At 72.7% G+C, this 20,178-nt stretch carries 16 protein-coding genes; 5 read left to right on the top strand and 11 right to left on the bottom strand.

The features are described from left to right. Positions 1 to 366: 366 nt before the first annotated feature. Positions 367 to 3,519, top strand: a complete 3,153-nt coding sequence (locus IF43_RS0114615; RefSeq protein ID WP_199922726.1) for an NACHT domain-containing NTPase — start codon at positions 367 to 369, stop codon at positions 3,517 to 3,519. An 82-nt stretch (positions 3,520 to 3,601) separates the two neighbouring features. Here the strand turns inward: IF43_RS0114615 and IF43_RS0114610 are convergent, their stop codons facing one another. Beyond that, complete coding sequence (locus tag IF43_RS0114610; RefSeq protein WP_030199753.1) at positions 3,602 to 6,121, bottom strand: ATP-dependent Clp protease ATP-binding subunit; 2,520 nt, start codon at positions 6,119 to 6,121, stop codon at positions 3,602 to 3,604. A 449-nt stretch (positions 6,122 to 6,570) separates the two neighbouring features. On the opposite strand from IF43_RS0114610, the gene IF43_RS0114605 reads away from it, so the two are divergent. Then, positions 6,571 to 7,200, top strand: coding sequence for an SCO3374 family protein (locus IF43_RS0114605; protein WP_030199750.1), 630 nt, complete (start codon positions 6,571 to 6,573; stop codon positions 7,198 to 7,200). Here IF43_RS0114605 and IF43_RS0114600 read toward each other — a convergent pair. From IF43_RS0114600 to IF43_RS0114555, 10 genes are all read right to left on the bottom strand, one after another. Beyond that, positions 7,179 to 7,514, bottom strand: coding sequence for an Lsr2 family protein (locus IF43_RS0114600; RefSeq protein WP_030199749.1), 336 nt, complete (start codon positions 7,512 to 7,514; stop codon positions 7,179 to 7,181). The two genes, IF43_RS0114605 and IF43_RS0114600, sit on opposite strands and share 22 nt — an antisense overlap. 197 nt (positions 7,515 to 7,711) lie before the next feature. Further along, entirely contained in the window at positions 7,712 to 8,269 is a 558-nt protein-coding gene (locus IF43_RS0114595) for an amino-acid N-acetyltransferase (protein ID WP_078910154.1), read from the bottom strand. Positions 8,270 to 8,278: 9 nt separating this feature from the next. Beyond that, positions 8,279 to 8,719, bottom strand: a complete 441-nt coding sequence (locus IF43_RS0114590) for a BlaI/MecI/CopY family transcriptional regulator (protein WP_030199743.1) — start codon at positions 8,717 to 8,719, stop codon at positions 8,279 to 8,281. A 162-nt stretch (positions 8,720 to 8,881) separates the two neighbouring features. Further along, on the bottom strand, positions 8,882 to 9,049 hold the full coding sequence (locus IF43_RS42120) for a hypothetical protein (RefSeq protein ID WP_030199741.1): 168 nt from the start codon (positions 9,047 to 9,049) through the stop codon (positions 8,882 to 8,884). 14 nt (positions 9,050 to 9,063) lie between these two features. Further along, positions 9,064 to 9,705, bottom strand: coding sequence for a hypothetical protein (locus IF43_RS0114580; protein ID WP_078910153.1), 642 nt, complete (start codon positions 9,703 to 9,705; stop codon positions 9,064 to 9,066). A 183-nt stretch (positions 9,706 to 9,888) separates the two neighbouring features. Next, entirely contained in the window at positions 9,889 to 10,698 is an 810-nt protein-coding gene (locus IF43_RS0114575) for a type III pantothenate kinase (protein ID WP_030199736.1), read from the bottom strand. Further along, positions 10,698 to 11,675 carry a carboxylating nicotinate-nucleotide diphosphorylase gene (gene nadC, locus IF43_RS0114570; protein WP_030199734.1) on the bottom strand — a complete coding sequence of 326 codons (978 nt, stop codon included), beginning with the start codon at positions 11,673 to 11,675 and terminating at the stop codon, positions 10,698 to 10,700. Before nadC ends, IF43_RS0114575 begins: the two co-directional genes overlap by 1 nt. Before the next feature lie 2 nt (positions 11,676 to 11,677). Then, entirely contained in the window at positions 11,678 to 13,543 is a 1,866-nt protein-coding gene (locus tag IF43_RS0114565) for an L-aspartate oxidase (RefSeq protein WP_078910152.1), read from the bottom strand. Further along, positions 13,540 to 14,616, bottom strand: a complete 1,077-nt coding sequence (gene panC, locus IF43_RS0114560; protein WP_051795314.1) for a pantoate--beta-alanine ligase — start codon at positions 14,614 to 14,616, stop codon at positions 13,540 to 13,542. The genes IF43_RS0114565 and panC overlap by 4 nt, the downstream gene beginning before the upstream one ends. After that, positions 14,613 to 15,698: a Rossmann-like and DUF2520 domain-containing protein gene (locus IF43_RS0114555; protein WP_051795311.1), complete on the bottom strand. Its 1,086-nt coding sequence runs from the start codon at positions 15,696 to 15,698 to the stop codon at positions 14,613 to 14,615. The genes panC and IF43_RS0114555 overlap by 4 nt, the downstream gene beginning before the upstream one ends. Positions 15,699 to 15,822: 124 nt before the next feature. Between IF43_RS0114555 and IF43_RS0114550 the strand changes: the two genes are divergently transcribed. The 3 genes from IF43_RS0114550 to IF43_RS0114540 all read left to right on the top strand — a co-directional run bounded on the left by IF43_RS0114550 (position 15,823) and on the right by IF43_RS0114540 (position 20,132). Continuing rightward, positions 15,823 to 17,055 (top strand): low specificity L-threonine aldolase, encoded by a 1,233-nt coding sequence (locus IF43_RS0114550; protein ID WP_107048485.1) that lies wholly within the window; start codon positions 15,823 to 15,825, stop codon positions 17,053 to 17,055. Between the two features lie 115 nt (positions 17,056 to 17,170). Then, positions 17,171 to 18,301 (top strand): DUF5937 family protein, encoded by a 1,131-nt coding sequence (locus IF43_RS0114545; protein WP_030199719.1) that lies wholly within the window; start codon positions 17,171 to 17,173, stop codon positions 18,299 to 18,301. 277 nt (positions 18,302 to 18,578) lie between these two features. Next, positions 18,579 to 20,132 carry a M28 family metallopeptidase gene (locus IF43_RS0114540; RefSeq protein ID WP_030199717.1) on the top strand — a complete coding sequence of 518 codons (1,554 nt, stop codon included), beginning with the start codon at positions 18,579 to 18,581 and terminating at the stop codon, positions 20,130 to 20,132. Positions 20,133 to 20,178: the final 46 nt, after the last annotated feature.

Raw genomic sequence — 20,178 nt, 5'->3', positions numbered from 1 at the left:
CGGCTGGGGAACAGGGACTCGGCCGTGGGCCGCGGGAAGGACTCCCACGGACCGGGCCGCAGGCCCGAGGGGACTCGGGCACGAAATCAGCCCGGCACGTTGCAGCCGGGCTGGCTTCACATTGGTAACCCGGGCGCCCGGGCTTCCCCAAACCCCCCAATTACTACGCAAGCCCGTAACACGGGTGGTGTGATTTGTCCCGTTGACGAGCCTTTTCCTGCACTTCCACCCCTTCGGGCGTCCGATTCGATCTACTATTTCCGCTCGTACACCCTTGATCCCATGTGCGGCTTGTCACCGGCCACGGACCATCTCCTGTCCGTTTCGGGACGAAAGCCGGACAACCCACCGCTACGCTCACGCCTCGTGGACCCAGTCGCCCAGGCGGGCTTACGCCTCGCATCGACCGTGATCGGCCCCATCGTCAGGAAGCTCTTCCGGATATCGGAGGGCCCCGGCGCAGGCCTCGTGGACCAGCCCGTGCGCATCTCGTCGTACGTCTCCTGGCGCGAGAAACGCGACCTGACCCGGGCAGACCTCGACCACATCGCCGACGAACTGGTCCGGGAGGCCCTGCGCGCCCCGGGCGAGGAACCCGTACCCGCCGACGAGCAGGTGGGCGTGGCCGCCGCCCTGGCCGCCACGCTGTACGGTCTCGCCGACCTGGACCTCACCGACGCGCGAGCGGTCGAGCTCGGCCACGAGGCCCTGGCCCGCATGCTGCTGGCGCAGACCCCGCCCGTCGGCCTCTCCGAGCAGGCCCGCTACTTCCACGACCGGCTGCTGTTGGCCACCTGCCTGCACGTCCTCCACTTCCTCACCCAGCGCTCGACCTTCGTCGCGGCCACCCTGGTCCACCAGTCCCGCCGCCAGGCCGAGCTGGTCGCCAAGGTCGACGAACTGGTGGCCCGCGTCCCCCGCCAGGACGCCCACGACACCGCCTTCGAGCGCCGCTACCTCGCTTACGTCGTCCGCAAGCACAGCACCCTGACGATCTTCGGCATCGACCTCACCCGCACCCCGGGCAAGTGGCCCCTGGACGCGGCGTACATGAGCCTGGCGGCGACGGCGGCATCACCGAAAGACTTCGGCGCCTTCGACCTGGCCCCGAGGGACGACGCAACCCTCGCGCGGGACGAGCTGCGCCTTGCCACAACGGACAGCTTCTGGGCCGACCTAGACGCTCCGGGCCCCCGCCCCGCCGACCAGGCCCTCGCCGACCACGAGCGCGTACTGCTGCGCGGCGAGGCGGGCTCGGGCAAGACCACCCTCATCCAGTGGCTCGCCGTCTCCGCCGCCCGGGCAGTCCCGGACAAGCGGATGGCCTACCTCCGCGACAAGATCCCCTTCGTCCTGCCGCTGCGCACCCTCACCCGCCAGCACATTCGGCTGCCCGCCCCGCGCGAGTTCCTCAACGCCGTCGGCGTCCCGCTCGCCGGCGAGCAGCCCCCGGGCTGGGAGGACCGGGTGCTCTCGCACGGGCGTGGGCTCGTCATGGTCGACGGCCTCGACGAGATCCCCGAGGACGCCCGCGCCCGCACCCGCGCATGGCTGTCCGACCTGATCGGCACGTACCCCGGCAACCGTTGGCTGCTCACCTCACGCCCCTCGGCCATCGCCGAGCACTGGCTGCTCGACGAGTCCTTCACCGAGCTGACGCTCGCCCCCATGTCCCAGGCGGAGGTCACCGCCTTCATCAGCCGCTGGCACACCGCCGCGCAGGTCGGCGACCCCGAGGAGGACACCGCGCTGGCCGGCTACGAGACCCAGCTCTCAGCCACCGTGCGCTCCAACACCGACCTGGGCCGGCTCGCCACCAACCCCCTCATGTGCGGTCTGATCTGCGCCCTGCACCGGGACCGGCACGGATTCCTGCCCCGGGGGCGCAAGGAGTTGTACGAGGCAGCCCTCTCCATGCTGCTCACCCGCCGTGACCGCGAGCGCCAGGTCGCCATGACGGAGATCCGGGAGGAGACGCAGCTCCAACTCCTCCAGCGGCTGGCCCACTGGCTGATCCGCAACGGCAGGTCCGAGATGGAGCTGCCGCTGGCCGAGCGGCTGATCCACGAGGCACTACCGGCCCTGCCCGAGGCCACGGCCGTGGGCGGAGACGGGGCCACCGTCCTTGCCCACCTGCTGCTGCGCACCGGCTTGCTGCGCCGTCCGACCCCAGGACGGGTGCACTTCGTCCACCGCACCTTCCAGGACTTCCTGGGAGCCCGAGCCATCGTCGACGAAGGCAGCTGGGGTGAACTGGCCAGGCACGCGGACGACGACCAGTGGGAGGACGTCATCCGTCTCGCCGTCGCCCAGGCCCGCCCCCGTGAGCGCGCCGACATCCTCCGGGCCCTGCTGGACCGCGGCACCAGCCGTGCGACACTGCTGGCCTTCGCGAGCCTGCCGTACGCCACCGAGGTCGACCCGGGTGTGCGGGAGAGCGTGGCAGCCGCCGCGAGCCACCTGATCCCACCGTCGGGCCACTCCGCCGCCCTGCTCCTGGCGGAGGCCGGACCGCTGATCCTGGAGCTGCTCCCGAACGCTGCCGACTGCACATACGAACACGCGCCCTACGTGGTGATGGCGGCTGCGCAGACCAGGGCCGAGGCTGCCATCCCGGTGCTGGCCGGGTACCGCCGCCACGTGAACCCGCATGCCCGAAGCCTGCTCTTCGACGGGTGGCAGTACTTCGACGCCCGCACCTACGCGGAGCAGGTGATCTCCGGCATCGCACCGACGCCGGATCTCACCGCCTCTGTCGGGGACGAGGAGCGCCTGGAACTGCTCGGCGAGCTCGCTCCGCAGCCGCGTCTCGCCGTCTCAGGGGCGATCTCGCCATCCGCCCTCGCCCGCTATGCGGCCCAGGTGCCGATCCAGCAGCTCGGCATCCATCGGAACCCGCGTCTCCAGGACCTCGACTTCCTGCACGACCAGTCCGGCCTCCATGACCTCCAGATCACCGACTGCGGCAACCTCCGGAGCCTGGACGGCCTGGGGGACTGCGCCGTCTCCCGGGCCTGGCTCCAGACGTCCGAGCTGCTCAGCTCCCTTGCCGTGATCCGGTCCTGGACGCGGCTGAGGTGCCTGACGCTCTCCGGCACCCTCCCTCCCGGTTGGACCCTCGCCGATGGCCTCGGGTGCCCGGGGTCCTTGGAAGAGCTGAACCTCGGGCAGGGAGTGGTACCACGAGCGCTGCACGGGCTTCGGACCCTGGAGAACCTGATCAGCTTCGATCCCGGAACGACCCTCCAAGGTGCGGAGGAATGGCGGGACGTCGCCGCCCTGCCGCGGTTGACCAACCTCAACCTTCCGCTGGGAGGGGTGCTGGCGGCGCCCAAGGACGTGAGGCTTCCGACGGTGCGCCGGCTCCACCTCGGGGGTACGGCGGACGTCACCAAGGACACGCTCAAGCGAGTCACCACCGTGTTCCCCGCACTCACTCAACTGATCCTGCGGCGGCCGACCGGACGCATCAACGTCCACCGCTACCTGCCCAAGAACCTGCGCGTACTGCTGTTCTGAGATCGGCCGGAGCACCGAAAACGGGGCGGCCCCGGAACCTCGTGGGTTCCGGGGCCGCCCCGTCGGGCTGTGCCTGCGGGCGTTACGCGCCCTTGCTCAGGTCCGGGCCGGAGCCCGTGGCCTCGATCGGGGGCACGTCCGGCAGGGCGGACTTCTCCTCGCCGCGGAAGGTGAACTTGGCGGTCTCGCCCTCACCCTCCGTGCCGACGACCACGATGTGGCCGGGGCGCAGCTCGCCGAAGAGGATCTTCTCCGAGAGGATGTCCTCGATCTCGCGCTGGATGGTCCGGCGCAGCGGGCGGGCACCCAGGATCGGGTCGTAGCCGCGCTTGGCCAGGAGGATCTTGGCCTCGCCGCTGAGCTCGATGCCCATGTCGCGGTCCTTGAGGCGCTCGTCCACCTTCGCGATCATCAGGTCGACGATCTGGATGATGTCTTCCTGGCTGAGCTGGTGGAAGACCACCGTGTCGTCGACACGGTTCAGGAACTCGGGGCGGAAGTGCTGCTTCAGCTCCTCGTTGACCTTGGCCTTCATCCGCTCGTAGCCCGTCTTGACGTCACCCGTGGCCGCGAAGCCGAGGTTGAAGCCCTTCGAGATGTCGCGCGTACCCAGGTTGGTCGTCATGATGATGACCGTGTTCTTGAAGTCCACGACGCGGCCCTGGGAGTCGGTCAGGCGACCGTCCTCCAGGATCTGCAGCAGGGAATTGAAGATATCCGGGTGCGCCTTCTCGACCTCGTCGAAGAGGACGACGGAGAACGGCTTCCGGCGCACCTTCTCGGTGAGCTGGCCGCCCTCCTCGTAGCCCACGTAACCGGGGGGCGAACCGAAGAGGCGGGAAACCGTGTGCTTCTCGCTGAACTCCGACATGTCGAGGGAGATCAGCGCGTCCTCGTCGCCGAACAGGAATTCGGCCAGCGTCTTGGAGAGCTCGGTCTTACCGACGCCCGAGGGGCCGGCGAAGATGAACGAGCCACCGGGACGCTTGGGGTCCTTCAGCCCCGCGCGGGTACGGCGGATCGCCTGGGAAAGCGCCTTGATGGCGTCCTTCTGGCCGATGACGCGCTTGTGGAGCTCGTCCTCCATGCGCAGCAGACGCGAGGACTCCTCCTCGGTCAGCTTGAAGACCGGGATGCCGGTGGCGGTCGCGAGGACCTCGGCGATCAGCTCGCCGTCGACCTCGGCGACGACGTCCATGTCGCCGGCCTTCCACTCCTTCTCGCGCTTGGTCTTCGCCGCCAGCAGCTGCTTCTCCTTGTCGCGGAGAGAAGCCGCCTTCTCGAAGTCCTGGGAGTCGATCGCGGACTCCTTGTCCCGACGGACGGCCGCGATCTTCTCGTCGAACTCGCGGAGGTCCGGCGGCGCGGTCATCCGGCGGATGCGCATCCGGGAGCCGGCCTCGTCGATCAGGTCGATCGCCTTGTCCGGCAGGAAGCGGTCCGAGATGTACCGGTCGGCAAGGGTGGCCGCCTGGACGAGGGCCTCGTCCGTGATGGAGACCCGGTGGTGGGCCTCGTAGCGGTCGCGCAGACCCTTGAGGATCTCGATGGTGTGCGGCAGCGAGGGCTCCGCGACCTGGATGGGCTGGAAGCGGCGCTCGAGGGCCGCGTCCTTCTCCAGGTGCTTGCGGTACTCGTCCAGCGTGGTGGCGCCGATGGTCTGCAGCTCACCGCGGGCCAGCATGGGCTTGAGGATGCTCGCGGCGTCGATCGCGCCCTCGGCGGCACCCGCACCCACGAGGGTGTGGAGCTCGTCGATGAACAGGATGATGTCGCCGCGGGTGCGGATCTCCTTGAGGACCTTCTTCAGGCGCTCCTCGAAGTCACCGCGGTAGCGGGAGCCGGCGACGAGCGCGCCGAGGTCCAGGGTGTAGAGGTGCTTGTCCTTGAGGGTCTCGGGCACCTCGCCCTTGACGATGGCCTGCGCCAGTCCCTCGACGACGGCGGTCTTGCCGACGCCCGGCTCGCCGATGAGGACCGGGTTGTTCTTGGTACGGCGGGACAGCACCTGCATGACCCGCTCGATCTCCTTCTCGCGCCCGATGACCGGGTCGAGCTTGGATTCGCGGGCCGCCTGGGTGAGGTTGCGGCCGAACTGGTCCAGGACGAGCGAGGTCGAGGGGGTGCCCTCGGCCGGGCCGCCGGCGGTGGCGGTCTCCTTGCCCTGGTAGCCCGAGAGCAGCTGGATGACCTGCTGACGGACCCGGTTGAGATCGGCGCCCAGCTTCACGAGGACCTGGGCGGCGACGCCCTCGCCCTCGCGGATCAGGCCGAGCAGGATGTGCTCGGTGCCGATGTAGTTGTGGCCGAGCTGGAGGGCCTCGCGGAGCGACAGCTCCAGGACCTTCTTCGCCCGCGGGGTGAAGGGGATGTGACCGGACGGCGCCTGCTGGCCCTGCCCGATGATCTCCTCGACCTGCTGGCGAACAGCCTCGAGCGAAATCCCGAGGCTCTCCAGGGCCTTAGCGGCGACACCCTCACCCTCGTGGATCAGACCCAGGAGGATGTGCTCGGTGCCGATGTAGTTGTGGTTGAGCATCCGGGCTTCTTCCTGAGCCAGGACGACAACCCGCCGCGCGCGGTCGGTGAACCTCTCGAACATCGTTATTCGCTCCTCAGAGCGGTCGGGCAGTTCGGGGTCGGTCCCCGCCCTGTCCTTCCGCATGCTAGTCCCGCGGGGCGGGACAGCTCATTCCAACTGCCGACATCCGTCCACGGCTCACCCCCGTCGTTGGGGAAAACCCGCCCTGCACAGCCGACAACTGCTCTAACCCGATGGTGCGAGACGATGTTCCCGCAGGCCAGACAGATACCCGTCTCACGAGTACGCCGATGGCGAACGGGAGCCGGGTTAATCAGCCTGTCGCCCCGATCCACTAGGAATGTCTTACCCGTCGGCACCGACACTCCATGCCCTCCACACCGGTTCCCTCCGCTACGGGCGAACACAGTTGCGTCTCAAATGCGGGACACCCTCCGGCGGAAGTTCACGCTCCGCACCCTCCGGCGCACGGTGCGTAACCCGCGGGCGTTTCGGGAGTTTGCTTGGGCATGGCCCTCACCGTCCCGCCGCCCCGCGCGCCGCTGGGTGCGCCGTACCGGTCCGGTGCCGCCCAGGCGGCCCTCGTCCACTGGTACGCGCACGTGCTCGGCTGGCCGGTGGCCGAGCCGGTGCCGGGCGGGCCGCCCGTCCAGTTGCTGACCGGGGTGCGGTTCGACGTCCTGGAGCTCCCGGCGGACGCGGGCTACGCGGTACTGCGGCGCGGCGTGCCGACCGGGCCCGTGGCCCTGATGGGGCGGCGGATGCGGCTCCTGGTGGCCGCCGGGAGCGCGGACGAGCTGCCGGGGCTGCTCGAATGGCTGGAATGGGGCGGGGTCGCACTGGACCTCACCGCCCTCGGGGCCGGCGGCCGGATCACCGCCCCCGAGCCCCCCGGCCCGGCCGGGGGTGACCCGGCGGGGGCCGCCGTCTGGCTACGGCCCCCGGAGCCGGGTTGCGAGGCACTGCTGCCGTCCCTGGCCGCCGTGGGCGGCGGGACCGGCCGGGGAGTCCCCGGCGCGGCCGGGGCGGCTCCCGATCTGGCCCGGCTGGCGGGCGCCGCGGCGACCGAATGCCACCGCGCACGGCTGGCCCGTGCCGGGAACCCCGCTCGGGCGGGTCAGCCCTTGGCGTTCTCGTAGGCCTCGCGGATCTCGGCGGGCACGCGGCCGCGGTCGTTCACGTTGAAGCCGTTCGCCTTCGCCCACGCGCGGATCTCGGCGGTGTCGGGGCTGGCCACGGAAGCGGCACGACCCTTTCCACGGCCCGCGGCCGCCCGGCCGCCGGTGCGACGCCCGCTCTTGGTGTAAGGCTCGAGCAGACCGCGGAGCTTGTCCGCGTTGGCGGTGGTGAGGTCGATCTCGTAGGACTTGCCATCCAGCGCGAACGTCACGGTCTCGTCCGCCTCGCCACCGTCGAGGTCGTCGACAAGAAGGACCTGAACCTTCTGTGCCACCGGATTTCCTTTCATCGAAAATGCAGTACGCGGAAAGGAAACCGCTTTTGCCTGGAAAACACAAACCCCCGGGAGAGGTTCAGGAGCTCCACACGACGGGAAACGCACGCGATTCGGACATAGGCCACGGCCGGGCCGCCCGGGCGGAATAGCCGGTACGAACGGGGTGTGATCGCGGGACTGCTTCCCGCACTCGTTCAGAGGTGCAGAAGCATCCGGCTGTTGCCCAAGGTGTTCGGCTTCACCCGTTCGAGACCCAGGAACTCGGCGACGCCCTCGTCATAGGAACGCAGGAGCTCACTGTAGACATCGGTGTCGACCGGCGTCTCGCCGATCTCGACGAAGCCGTGGTGCGCGAAGAAGTCGACTTCGAAGGTGAGGCAGAAAACCCGGCGCACGCCGAGCCAGCGGGCGGTCTGCAACAACTTGTCCAGCAGCTGGTGCCCGACTCCGGCGCCCTTCAGCTCGCGGTCGACCGCGAGTGTGCGGACTTCGGCGAGATCCTCCCACATGACGTGGAGGGCGCCGCACCCCACGACCCGGCCGTCGACCTCGCGTTCCGCGACCCAGAACTCCTGGATGTCCTCGTAAAGGGTCACCGGGGCTTTGTCGAGCAGGATGCGCTGGCTCACGTACTGGTCGAGCAGGCGGCGCAGGGCGGCCACATCCGTGGTGCGGGCCCGCCGGATCGTTACGGCTTTTGCATTCGCACCGGGAAAGTCCTCCGGATGCGAATCGCCATGCTGTGCGTCCATGGGGGGACGCTATCGCCCCGCCTCCCCGGGCGGTGCGCCGGCATCGCCCCGGCCGCCCTCGTCGGAGGCCCCGGCGCCGTCGGCGTCCTCGGCGGGCTGCACGATGCGTACGGCGTCGCGCAGCGCCTCCCGCTGCTCGGGCGACATCATGCCGAAGAAGGCGACGAGGGCGGCGGCCGGGTTGTCGCTCGTCTGCCAGGCTTCGTTCATCAGTGCGGCCGAGTAGGCGGCGCGGGTGGAGACCGCCGTATATCGATAGGCGCGGCCTTCGGCTTCCCGGCGGACCCAGCCCTTCTGATGGAGATTGTCCATAACGGTCATCACGGTGGTGTACGCGATGGACCGTTCCTTCTGGAGGTCCTCCAGCACTTCCCGAACTGTGACCGGGCGGTTCCACTGCCACACCCGCGTCATGACGGCGTCTTCGAGTTCTCCCAAGGGGCGAGGCACACCAGCACCATAGTGCGAGATGTCCAAAATTGCCCGGCTATTCGCGCGACGAAATCGCCGCACCCCGCGAAAGGCCGAGCCGTCCCGGGCGGACCGGCGAACGCCGACGGGCCCCGCCGCAAGGAGGCGGGGCCCGTGGGGGAGAACGAGAAGGGAAGGGAGCTAGCTCTTGGCCTGCCGGGTCGCCTCGGCGCGGGCGAGCGCGGCGTCGACGGCCGCGTCTTCCTTCGCCTTGTTGGCGCCGCCCTGGCTCTTCACGATCGTCACGACGAGGGCGATGAAGAACGCGGCCATCACGATGGGGGGCACGAGCGCGGATACGTAGTCCATGCCCCTCAGCGTAGCTACCCTGCGGCCCGCCCCTCGGCAGGGGGCGCCGGCTTCCGCCGTGGCGGGAAGACCTCGCCGGGCGTCGGGATCGGCCGGTCGGGCCGCGGCGCCTTGGGCTCGGCGGGGGCCGGGTCGGGCCTGGGCTTCGGATCGGGCTGCGAGCGCCGCTCCCCGCCACCGGGCAGGGCCAGCAGTCGCAGCCGCGGCGCCGGGGGGACCCCCAGCGCCGGCTGGGGGCGGGTGAGGGCGGCGCCGAGCTTGGCGCGTACGGCCTTCTCGGCGAGCACCTGGCAGCGCTGCAGCAGCGCGGCCGCGACCCGGTTGCCGCGCAGCGCGCGCAGGGCGGCGAGGTCGTCGGGCACCGGCTGGTACCCGGCGGCCAGCGCGTCCTGGAGCAGCTCGAGGTACCCGCCCAGGCTCCCGGGCAGGGCATCCCGGTACCGGCGCAGGTCGTCGAGCAGGAAGGCTCTGAGCCGCTCGGCCTCACCCACGGCGTCGTCGAGGGCCTGCGCGAGCCGCAGGCAGTCCTTGACCTCCCCGGGCGCCAGGGCCCGGTCGGTTCCGGAGTGGAGGGCATGGGCGAGGGACCGCCGGAGCACGACCAGCTCAGCAGCGCTGAAGGCCATGCCGCCGCGGGATCCGTAGGGCGTGGGCATGTCCAGAAGATACGCGCTAATCGGACAAAATCCCCTGACCACGCGCTTCCCGGCGCGGCGGGCGGCGGACGGGCCGGGGCGGCGCTCCCCGGGGCCACGGCGGGCGGGCCGCCGGCGCCCCACCGACGTCGGCGCCCGGCGGGGCGGGCGGCTCAACCGCCCGCCCCGGCAGGGGGCCGGACGCTACGAGAACGCGCCCACGTTCCGCTCGTACACGAGCCGCAGGCCGATCAGGGTCAGCCACGGCTCGTGGTCGTCGATGACCGTGGACTCGCCGAGGACCATCGGCGCCAGGCCGCCCGTGGCGATGACGCGGACGTCGGAGGGGTCCCCGTCGGGACCGACGAGTTCCCGGGTCATGCGGGTGACGACGCCGTCCACCTGGCCCGCGAAGCCGTAGACGATGCCGGACTGCATGCACTCGACGGTGTTCTTGCCGATCACCTTGCGCGGCCGGGCCAGTTCGATCTTGCGCAGCTGCGCGCCGCGCACCCCGAGCGCCTCGACCGAGATCTCGATGCCCGGCGCGATGACCCCACCGAGGTACTCGCCCTTCGCCGACACCGCGTCGAACGTCGTGGCCGTACCGAAGTCGACGACGATCGCCGGGCCCCCGTACAGCTCGACGGCGGCCAGCGCGTTGACGATGCGGTCGGCGCCGACCTCCTTCGGCTGGTCGGTCAGGATCGGGATGCCGGTCTTGACGCCCGGCTCGACGAGGACGGCCGGCACGTCCCCGTAGTACCGCCGGGTGACCTCGCGCAGCTCGTGCAGGACGGACGGCACCGTCGAGCAGATCGCGACGCCGTGGATCCCGTCGCCCAGCTCGCTGCCGAGCATCGGGTGCATGCCCATCAGGCCCTGCATCAGGACGGCCAGCTCGTCGGCGGTGCGCCGCGGGTCGGTCGAGATGCGCCAGTGCTCGACGATCTCCTCGCCGTCGAAGAGCCCCAGCACCGTCTGGCTGTTGCCGGCGTCGATCGTGAGCAGCATCAGCGCGCTGCCTCTCGCAGGTCCAGGCCGATGTCGAGGACGCGCGCGGAGTGCGTGAGGGCGCCCACGGCGAGGTAGTCGACGCCGGTCTCCGCGTACGCGCGGGCGTTGTCGAGGGTCAGGCGGCCGGAGGACTCCAGGACCGCGCGGCCCTTGTTGTGCTCCTTGTTGAGGATCACGGCCTCCTCGGTCTCCATCGGCGTGAAGTTGTCGAGCAGGATGAGGTCCGCACCGGCGTCCATGACCTCGCGGGCCTGGTGCAGGGTGTCGACCTCGACCTCGATGGGCAGGTCCGGCCACATCTCGCGGACGGCCTCGAAGGCCTGGGCGACGCCGCCGGCGGCCACCACGTGGTTGTCCTTGACCAGGGCCGCGTCCGAGAGCGACATGCGGTGGTTGACGCCGCCGCCGCAGCGGACCGCGTACTTCTCCAGGGCCCGCAGGCCGGGCGTGGTCTTGCGGGTGTCGCGCACGCGGGCCCCGGTGCCCTCCAGCGCGTCGGCCCAGGCGCGGGTGGCGGTGGCGATGCCGGACAGCCGGCCCAGGATGTTCAGGGCGCTGCGCTCGCCGGTGAGCAGGTCGCGGGTGCGGGCGGTGACGGAGAGCAGGACCTGGCCCGGCTCGACGCGGTCGCCGTCCTCGGCGTGCCGCTCGACCTCGAACGCCTCCTCGCAGACGACCGACAGCACGGCCTCGGCGATCCGCAGGCCGGCGACCGTGCCGGCCTCGCGGGCGGTGAAGTCGGCGGTGGCGACGGCGTCTTCGGGGACGGTGGCGACGGTGGTGACGTCCTCGCCGCCGTCGAGGTCCTCGGAGAGCGCCATGTGGGCGATGTCCTCGACCTCGATCGGGTCGAGGCCGGCGTCGGCCAGCAGCTGCGCGAGGGCCGGGTCCAGGCCGGACTCGGCGGGGCCGCAGGCGCAGTCGTCGCCGCAGCCCTCTTCGTTCTGCACAAGGGGGAGTTCGGGGGTGCTCACGGTCACTGCTCCTGCGTCAGGGGGTGGCGTACGGAAGTCTCTTCGGAGCGCCCGGGGCGCTCGCTGCAGTCGGAGCGCCGGTCGGGCCGCTCCTCGGGCACCGGCACCAGGGCCGAGGGCCCGTCCACCGGCGGGAAGTCCGCCGTCGGGGTCGTCGCGACGACCAGCGCGCGCCGCCGGGTCGCCGACAGCCGTACGACGATGTGGCGTCGCCAGGCGGCGTCCTCGCGGTCGGGGTGGTCCTCGCGCCAGTGGCAGCCGCGGGTCTCCTCGCGGCGGCGGGCGGCCGCGACCAGCACCCGGGCCACGCACAGGAGGTTGGTGGCCTCCCACGTGTCGGTGCCGGGCTCGGCCGTCTTGCCGTGCGTCTCCAGTTCGTTGAGAGCGCGGCAGTACAGGGACTCCAGCGCGTCGGCCGCGTCCTGGAGGCTGTCGGCGGAGCGCAGCACGCCCGCGCCCTCGGTCATGATGCGCTGCACCTCGAAGCGGGCGTCGCCGGGCAGCAGCGGGCCGGTGGACGGCACGGGTATGCCGGGGCCGGCCGACGTGAGTTCGCCGGCGGCGGCGCGGGCGGCGATGTCCGCCGCGATGCGCTCGGCGAACACCAGGCCCTCCAGAAGGGAGTTGGAGGCGAGCCGGTTGGCGCCGTGGACGCCGGTGCAGGCCACCTCGCCGCACGCGTAGAGGCCGGGGACGGTGGTCCGGCCGCGCAGGTCGGTCCGTACGCCGCCGCTCGCGTAGTGCGCGGCGGGGGCGACCGGGATCGGCTGGGTGACGGGGTCGATGCCGTGGGCGCGGCAGGCGGCGAGGATGGTGGGGAAGCGCTGCTCCCACATCGCGGCGCCGAAGTGCCGGGCGTCCAGGTACATGTTCTGCGCGCCCTGCTCCTGCATGCGGCGCATGATGCCCTTGGCGACGATGTCGCGGGGAGCCAGTTCGGCGAGTTCGTGCTGCCCGACCATGAAGCGGACCCCGTCCGCGTCGACGAGGTGGGCGCCCTCGCCGCGCACCGCCTCGGAGACCAGCGGCTGCTGGCCCTCGACGTCGGGCCCGAGGAAGAGCACCGTCGGGTGGAACTGCACGAATTCGAGGTCGGAGACCTCGGCCCCGGCGCGCAGCGCGAGCGCGACGCCGTCGCCGGTGGAGACGGCGGGGTTGGTGGTGGCGGAGAAGACCTGGCCCATGCCGCCGGTCGCCAGGATCACGGCGGGGGCGTGGACGGCGCCGACGCCGTCGTGCTGGCCCTCGCCCATGACGTGCAGGGTGACGCCGGCGGTGCGGCCGGCCGCGTCCTGGAGGAGGTCGAGGACGAGGGCGTTCTCGACGGTCTCGATGCCGGAGGCGTGGACGGCCTCGACGAGCGCGCGGGAGATCTCGGCGCCGGTGGCGTCGCCGCCGGCGTGCGCGATGCGGCGCCGGTGGTGGCCGCCTTCGCGGGTCAGCTCTATCTCGCCGGTGGTGGCGTCGCGGTCGAACTCGGCGCCGGCGGCCATCAGGCGGCGCACCGCGTCGGGGCCCTCGGTGACCAGGAGTCGTACGGCGTTCTCGTCGCACAGTCCGGCGCCGGCGACCAGGGTGTCGTCCAGGTGCTGCTCGGGGGTGTCGCCTTCGCCGAGGGCGGCGGCGATGCCGCCCTGGGCCCAGCGGGTGGAGCCGTCGTCGAGCCGTGCCTTGGTGACGACGACCGTACGGCGGCCGGCGGCGGCGCAGCGCAGCGCGGCCGTCAGGCCGGCGACGCCGGAGCCGATGACCACGACGTCCGCCTCGATCGCCCAGCCGGGGGCGGGGGCGTGCAGGCGTATGCCGGTGGCGGTGCCCGTACCCGGGCCGGTGGCTCTGAGGGCCGGGGTGCGGCCGGTGCTGCTCACAGGTGTGCTCCGTCTGCCGTACGGTCCCCCGAGGGCGGGGCGGCGGTCGCGGCTGCGGTTCCGACGGCGTCCACGGGGCCGAATTCCAGGGGGATGTTGTCGATGAGCCGGGTCGTGCCGACCTTCGCGGCGACGGCCAGCACGGCCGTCCCGGTGAAGGTGTCGGGGACCTCGGTGAAGGTGGCGGGGTCGACCAGGGCGACGTAGTCGAGGGCCAGGGGCGGTTCGGCGGCGGCCGCGTCGGCCAGGACGGCCCCGGCGGCGGCGCGGACGGCCGCGGGCAGTCCGGCGGCGGCCACGGACACGGCGTGCGCGTCGGCGGAGGCCCGGGACTCGCCCATCTTGGCGAGGGCGGCGGCCCGCTCGTCGGTGGTGGGCGCGCTGGAGGCGCGCGCGACGAGGGCGTACTGGGCGGCCAGCCGGTCGCGGCCGGCGAACAGGGCGCGGGAGAGGGCCAGGGCGGTGCCCCGCTCGGCCTCCGACAGGTAGCGGTTGCGGCTGGAGAGGGCCAGGCCGTCGCCCTCGCGGACGGTCGGCACGCCCACGATCTCGACCGGGAAGTTCAGGTCGCTCACCATGCGCCGGATGAGGGCGAGCTGCTGCGCGTCCTTCTGGCCGAACAGGGCGGTGTCGGGGCGCGTCAGGTGCAGCAGCTTGGCGACGACGGTGAGCATGCCGTCGAAGTGGCCGGGGCGGGTGGCGCCTTCGAGGCGGTCGCCCATCGGGCCGGCGGTGACGCGCACCTGCGGCTCGCCGCCCGGGTAGACCTCGTCGACGCCGGGGGCGAAGACGGCGTCGGCGCCGGCCGCGCCCGCGATCTCGACGTCGGAGTCGAGGGTGCGGGGGTAGCGGTCGAGGTCCTCGTTCGGGCCGAACTGGAGCGGGTTGACGAAGACGGTGACCACGACCTGGCCGTCGGGGCCGGCGAGGTCCCGGGCGGTGCGGACGAGCGTGGCGTGGCCTTCGTGGAGGGCGCCCATCGTCATGACGACGGTGCGGCGGCCCTTCGCGTCGGCGCGCAGGGCGTGCAGCTCTGCGGCCGTGCGGAGCACCGGCGGGAGCTGGCGGTTCATCGTTCCCCTCCCTGGGGGCCGTTGGGGCCGTGGCGGCCGTCGGGGTCGTCGTCCGGACCGGGGCCGCCCGGAGGGCCGGCGCTGCCGGAGCCGCCGGCCGGGCCGCCGGAGCCGTCCGGGTCCCCGGTGCCGTCGGTCGCGGCGGGCCCCGCGGGGGTACCCGGCGCGCCGGGGGCGACCTCGTGGTCGGACGTGCCGGAGCCGAGCACGCCGAGCAGGTCCTCGGCGAGCTCCGGCTTGAGCAGCCCGTGCGCGAGGGCGCGGTCCGCGGTGGCGCGGGCCATCGCGAGGTAGCCCGCGACGCTGGCGGGAGAGTGCTTGCGCAGCTCCGCCACGTGCGCGGCGACCGTGCCGGCGTCGCCGCGCGCGACCGGCCCGGTCAGGGCCGCGTCACCGGAGCGCAGGGCGTTGTCGAGGGCGGCGCCGAGGAGCGGGCCGAGCATCCGGTCGGGGTGGCCGACACCGGCCTTGCGGAGCAGTTCCATGGCCTGGGCCACGAGCGTGACGAGGTGGTTCGCGCCGAGGGCGAGGGCCGCGTGGTACAGCGGCCGGGCCTCCTCGGCGATCCACTCCGGCTCGCCGCCCATCTCGATGACCAGGGCCTCGGCGGCGAGCCGCAGTTCCTCGGGGGCGGTCACCCCGAAGGAGCAGCCGGCGAGCCGCTGCACGTCGACCGAGGTTCCGGTGAACGTCATGGCGGGGTGCAGTGCCAGCGGCAGCGCGCCGGCGCGGCGTGCGGGGTCGAGGACGGCGGTGCCGTACCGGCCGGAGGTGTGCACGAGCAGCTGCCCGGGACGGACGGCCCCGGTGGCGGCCAGGCCCTCGACGAGCCCGGGCAGGGCGTCGTCGGGGACGGTCAGCAGCACCAGGTCGGCCATCTCCAGCACCTGGGAGGGCGGTACGAGCGGCACTCCGGGCAGCAGGGCCTCGGCCCGGCGCCGGGACGCGTCGGAGACGCCCGACACGGCGACCGGGTGGTGCCCGGCGAGCTGGAGCGAGGCGGCCAGGGCGGGGCCGACACGGCCCGCGCCGACGACTCCGACGGTGAGCCGGGCGGGGCGGGGCTGCTGGGTTGGGTTCACGCGGGGCGGGCCTTCCGTTCCAGTCCGCGGGGGGTACCGGACGATACGTCGCCATGCTAGCCGCTGGCCCCCCGGCCGGAATTTCCGTGGCCGGGCCCGCCCCGGGCGGGTGATGATCGGCCGTATGACGGACGCGCGGCGCGAGGGCGCAGAGGATGCGGGGGACGGAGTGGGGGACGTGGCGGACGTGGCGGAGGGGAGCCTCGGCGCGGAGCCGGACGCCGAGGAGGCCGCCGCACGGCGGCGCCGGGCCGCCTGGCGGGCGGCCGAGCGGATCCTGAACCAGAACGTGGTGGACCGGAGCCTGGGCGAGCACCTGGCCGACCTGGCGGCCTGGGCGGAGCGCGGCTACGACCTGGACGAGCCGGGCGACAAGTACGGCGACGGGGTCGTGGCCGAGCTGGAGCGCCGGGTCGCGGAGCTCCTCGGCAAGGAGGCGGCGGCGTTCTTCCCCTCCGGCACGATGGCCCAGCAGGTGGCGCTGCGCTGCTGGGCGGGCCGGACCGGCAACCCGGTCGTGGCCCTGCACCCCGAGTCCCACCCGGAGCGGTGGGAGGGCGAGGCCCTCTCCGTCGTGTCGGGGCTGCGCGTCGTCCACACCACGACCGAGGCCCGGCAGCCGACGGCCGACGAGGTGCGCGAGCTGCCCGAGCCGTTCGGGACCCTGATGGTGGAGCTGCCGCTGCGCGACCCCGGCTTCCTGCTGCCCTCCTGGGAGGAGCTGACCGAGCTGGTGGAGGCGGCCCGCGAGCGGGAGGCGGTGGTGCACTTCGACGGGGCGCGGCTGTGGGAGACCACGGAGCACTTCGGGCGGCCGCTCGCGGAGATCGCGGACCTGGCGGACAGCGTGTACGTGTCGTTCTACAAGTCCCTCGGCGGGTTCTCGGGCGCCGCACTGGCCGGGGACGCCTCGCTGGTGGCGGAGGCGCGGGTGTGGCGGCACCGGTACGGCGGCCAGGTGTTCCGGCAGTTCCCGCAGGCCCTGGCGGCGCTGGCCGGACTGGAGCGGGAGCTGCCGCGGCTGCCGGGGTACGTGGCGCACGCGAAGGTGGTGGCCGAGGGGCTGCGGGCGGGGTTCGCGGAGGCGGGGGTGCCGTGGTTCCGGCTGGTGCCGGAGGTGCCGACGACGCACCAGTTCCACGTGTGGCTGCCGTACGCGGCCGACCTCCTGACGGAGGCCGCGGTGCGGCAGGCGGAGTCCACGCGGACGGCGCTCTTCGGCCGGTTCTTCGCTGACGGGCCGCCCGGACTGGCGGTCACGGAGCTGACGGTGGCCTCGGAGGCGCTGTCCTGGTCGGCCGACGAGGTCCGCCGCGCGGTCCTCGACTTCGTCGAGGAGGTACGGGCGCTCGCCTGACCCGGGCCCGCGCCCCGGCCCGCGCCCCGGCCCGCGTCCCGGGCCGCGTCCCGACGCCGCCGGCCGCTGCGGAGGCGCCCCCGGGCGCCGCCGGACGTACGGGGACAATGGCCCGATGGGCGTGACCATCGACATCGGCGGGCTGGAGCACGGACGGATCGTGTTCGCCCCGTCGCCGCTCGCGGAGCTGTGCATGGTGCTGCACGCGCTCGCGCAGCCCGCCCACCACCCGAACCTGGCCTCCTGGACCACGGCCACCGCCGCCCGGCTCGACCCGGGCCTGGCGGACCGGCTGCTGGAGGCCGGGTTCCTGTGGCAGGTGTCGTACTCGGACGTCTTCATGCCCTTCGCGGGACTGCCCGCGGCCCCCGACGGCCCCCGCCTGCCCGGGGCGACGCTGGCCGAGGAGCTCGACCTGCTCGACCGGCTGCCGGACGAGCGGTTCGTCGCGGCCGCCCTGGAGCACTGCGCGCTCGCCCACTACAACGAGGGCGGCGGCCCCTCCCCCCTGACCGACCCGGCCGCGCGGACCCGCGCGCTGGAGGCGGCCGCCGCCCGGGGGCCGCGGCAGCTCGGGTTCACGAACCGGCTGCTGGCGGAGCCCGGCACCGTACGGGCCTGGCTGCGCCGGCTCCTCGAGGACTGCGAGGAGGCCTTCTTCGGGGAGACCTGGCGGCGCATCGCGCCGGGGCTGGCGGCCCACGCCCGCCACCAGACCGAGCTGCTGCGGCGCAAGGGCCTGGCGGCCGCGCTGGCGGGGGTGTCCACCGCCCTGTCCGTGGACCCGGCCGGATCCGTGATCACCGTCGACAAGATGACCACGGGCGACACCTCCGCCGTCGACCCGGAGCTCGGCCCCGGACTGGTCCTGGTCCCGTCCACCTTCGGCTGGCCCCACCTGCTGGTGCTGCACGCCGCGGGCTGGCGGCCCGTGGTGCAGTACCCGGTGCGCTCCGCGGAGCTGCCGGGTCCGGGCCCGGTGGAGCTGCTGCAGCGCCGGATGGAGGCGCTCGCGCACCCGATGCGCATGCGGCTGTGCCGGAGCCTGGCGCGCGGGCCCGCGACCACGGGGGAGTTGGCGAACACGTACGGCATCAGCGCCCCCGAGGTCTCCCGCCACCTGTCGGTGCTGAAGAAGGCCGGGCTGCTGACCACCCGCCGTCAGGGGCGCTACGTCCAGCACCAGTTGGACATCGGAACGGTGGCGCGGCTGGGCTCCGACCTCGTCGAGGGCATCCTGCGCTGACCCGGCGGCGGGCGGAGCCGGCGGCCCCGGCCCGTGGGCGGCGGTTCGCCGGCCGCCACCCGCGACGCCGCGGCCCTGATGGCCCAGCGCTTCCCCCTGATGCCGGGTCAACACTCGCGCCCCCCTGCCGCGGTACCGATATATGGAATTCATCAACCGGAATCAGCGAAAAGCCTGGCGAGACCGGGCGGCACCCGCATAACGTGCGTGCACCGCGCGTCCCAGCTCCACGCCCCACCTCGGTGCACTCCCCTGCCTGCCGTGTGAAAGGACGTCCATGCCCGCACGCCGTATAGCCGCCGCCACCGCCGCCCTGGCGGCCGCCGCCCTCGTCTCCCCGCTGCTCATCGCGGGCCCCGCCGGCGCCACGCCCGGCGACGGGAGCCCCAGCTGGGCCAACAAGGGCGACGCGCTGGCCAGGAAGCTCGTGAAGGACTCCACCGCGAAGGCCGCCTTCAAGCACCTCCAGACGCTGCAGTCCATCGCGGACTACAACGGCGGCACCCGGGTGGCCGGCTCGAAGGGCCACGAGCAGTCCGCGAAGTACGTGGAGGCGGTCCTGCGCGGCGCCGGCTACAAGCCGGTCCGGCACGAGTTCGACTTCGTCTACACGGCCCCGATCGCCGAGAAGCTGAAGGTGGTCTCCCCCACCCCGCGGGACGTCGCGATCAAGCTGATGACGTACACGGCGAGCGGTCCCGAGGGCGGCATCACCGGGCAGCTCGCGGCGGTCCCGGTGGACGCCGACAACACCAACGGCTGCGACGCCGGGGACTACGCCACCGGCAACTATGCCGGCAGGATCGCCCTGATCAAGCGCGGCGGCTGCACCTTCGCGGCCAAGCAGGCCAACGCGGCGGCCGCGGGCGCCATCGGCGCGATCGTCTACAACAACACCGCCGGCACCCTCAACGGCACCCTGGCCGACCCGAACGTCGGCAAGATCCCCACCGGCGGCCTCACCCAGGCCGACGGCGAGGCGCTGGCCGCCGAGATCGCGGCCGGCCCCGTCACCGTGAACCTGGACATCCGGGAGATCCACGAGGCCCGGAAGACCTTCAACGTGGTCGCCGAGACCCCCGGCGGCGACCCGGACAACACGGTCTTCCTCGGCGCCCACCTCGACTCCGTCACCGCGGGCCCCGGCATCAACGACAACGGTTCCGGCTCGGCGGGCATCCTGACGGTGGCCCAGCAGCTGGCCAAGTCGAAGGAGAAGGTCAAGAACAAGGTCCGCTTCGCCTGGTGGTCGGCGGAGGAGTTCGGCCTGCTGGGCTCCGACGCGTACGTCGACTCGCTCTCCGAGGCGCAGAAGAAGCAGATCAGGCTGTACCTGAACTTCGACATGATCGCCTCGCCGAACGCCGCGTACTTCGTCTACGACGGCGACGACTCGGACGGCGTCGGCTCCGGCCCCGGCCCCGAGGGCTCCGCGCAGCTCGAGAAGGGCATCAACGACTTCCTGACCTCGCAGAACATCCCGCACGAGGGCACGGACTTCACCGGCCGCTCCGACTACGGGCCGTTCATCGGCGCGGGCATCCCGTCCGGCGGCACGTTCACCGGCGCCGAGGGCATCAAGACCGAGGCCCAGGCCGCCAGGTACGGCGGCACGGCGGGCGTCGCGTACGACGTGAACTACCACGCCAAGGGCGACGACATCACCAACATCAACATGCCGGCCTTCGACGTGAACATCGACGTCATCGCGGACGCGGTCGGCCACTACGCCTACGACCTCGCGCCCCTGACGCAGCCGGTGACCTCCACCCCGACCGGCGGCAGCGGCAGCGGCGGCGGCCTGCACGAGGGCCACGACGTGACGGAGTAACGGCACGGAACACCCGCCGAGGGGGTGCCGCCAGGGTCGTGGCGGC

The sequence above is a fragment of the Streptomyces sp. NRRL S-87 genome (assembly GCF_000719335.1).
Taxonomy (GTDB): domain Bacteria; phylum Actinomycetota; class Actinomycetes; order Streptomycetales; family Streptomycetaceae; genus Streptomyces.
This window is presented reverse-complemented; position numbering and strand designations above follow the sequence as displayed.

Coding starts and splice junctions, on each gene's coding strand:
- IF43_RS0114540 (WP_030199717.1), top strand. CDS start 18,579: ATGCCCGCACGCCGTATAGCCGCCGCCACCGCCGCCCTGGCGGCCGCC.
- IF43_RS0114575 (WP_030199736.1), bottom strand. CDS start 10,698: ATGCTGCTCACGATCGACGCCGGCAACAGCCAGACGGTGCTGGGGCTC.
- IF43_RS42120 (WP_030199741.1), bottom strand. CDS start 9,049: ATGGACTACGTATCCGCGCTCGTGCCCCCCATCGTGATGGCCGCGTTC.
- IF43_RS0114605 (WP_030199750.1), top strand. CDS start 6,571: ATGGCCCTCACCGTCCCGCCGCCCCGCGCGCCGCTGGGTGCGCCGTAC.
- IF43_RS0114550 (WP_107048485.1), top strand. CDS start 15,823: ATGACGGACGCGCGGCGCGAGGGCGCAGAGGATGCGGGGGACGGAGTG.
- IF43_RS0114610 (WP_030199753.1), bottom strand. CDS start 6,121: ATGTTCGAGAGGTTCACCGACCGCGCGCGGCGGGTTGTCGTCCTGGCT.
- IF43_RS0114545 (WP_030199719.1), top strand. CDS start 17,171: ATGGGCGTGACCATCGACATCGGCGGGCTGGAGCACGGACGGATCGTG.
- panC (WP_051795314.1), bottom strand. CDS start 14,616: ATGAACCGCCAGCTCCCGCCGGTGCTCCGCACGGCCGCAGAGCTGCAC.
- IF43_RS0114595 (WP_078910154.1), bottom strand. CDS start 8,269: ATGGACGCACAGCATGGCGATTCGCATCCGGAGGACTTTCCCGGTGCG.
- IF43_RS0114580 (WP_078910153.1), bottom strand. CDS start 9,705: ATGCCCACGCCCTACGGATCCCGCGGCGGCATGGCCTTCAGCGCTGCT.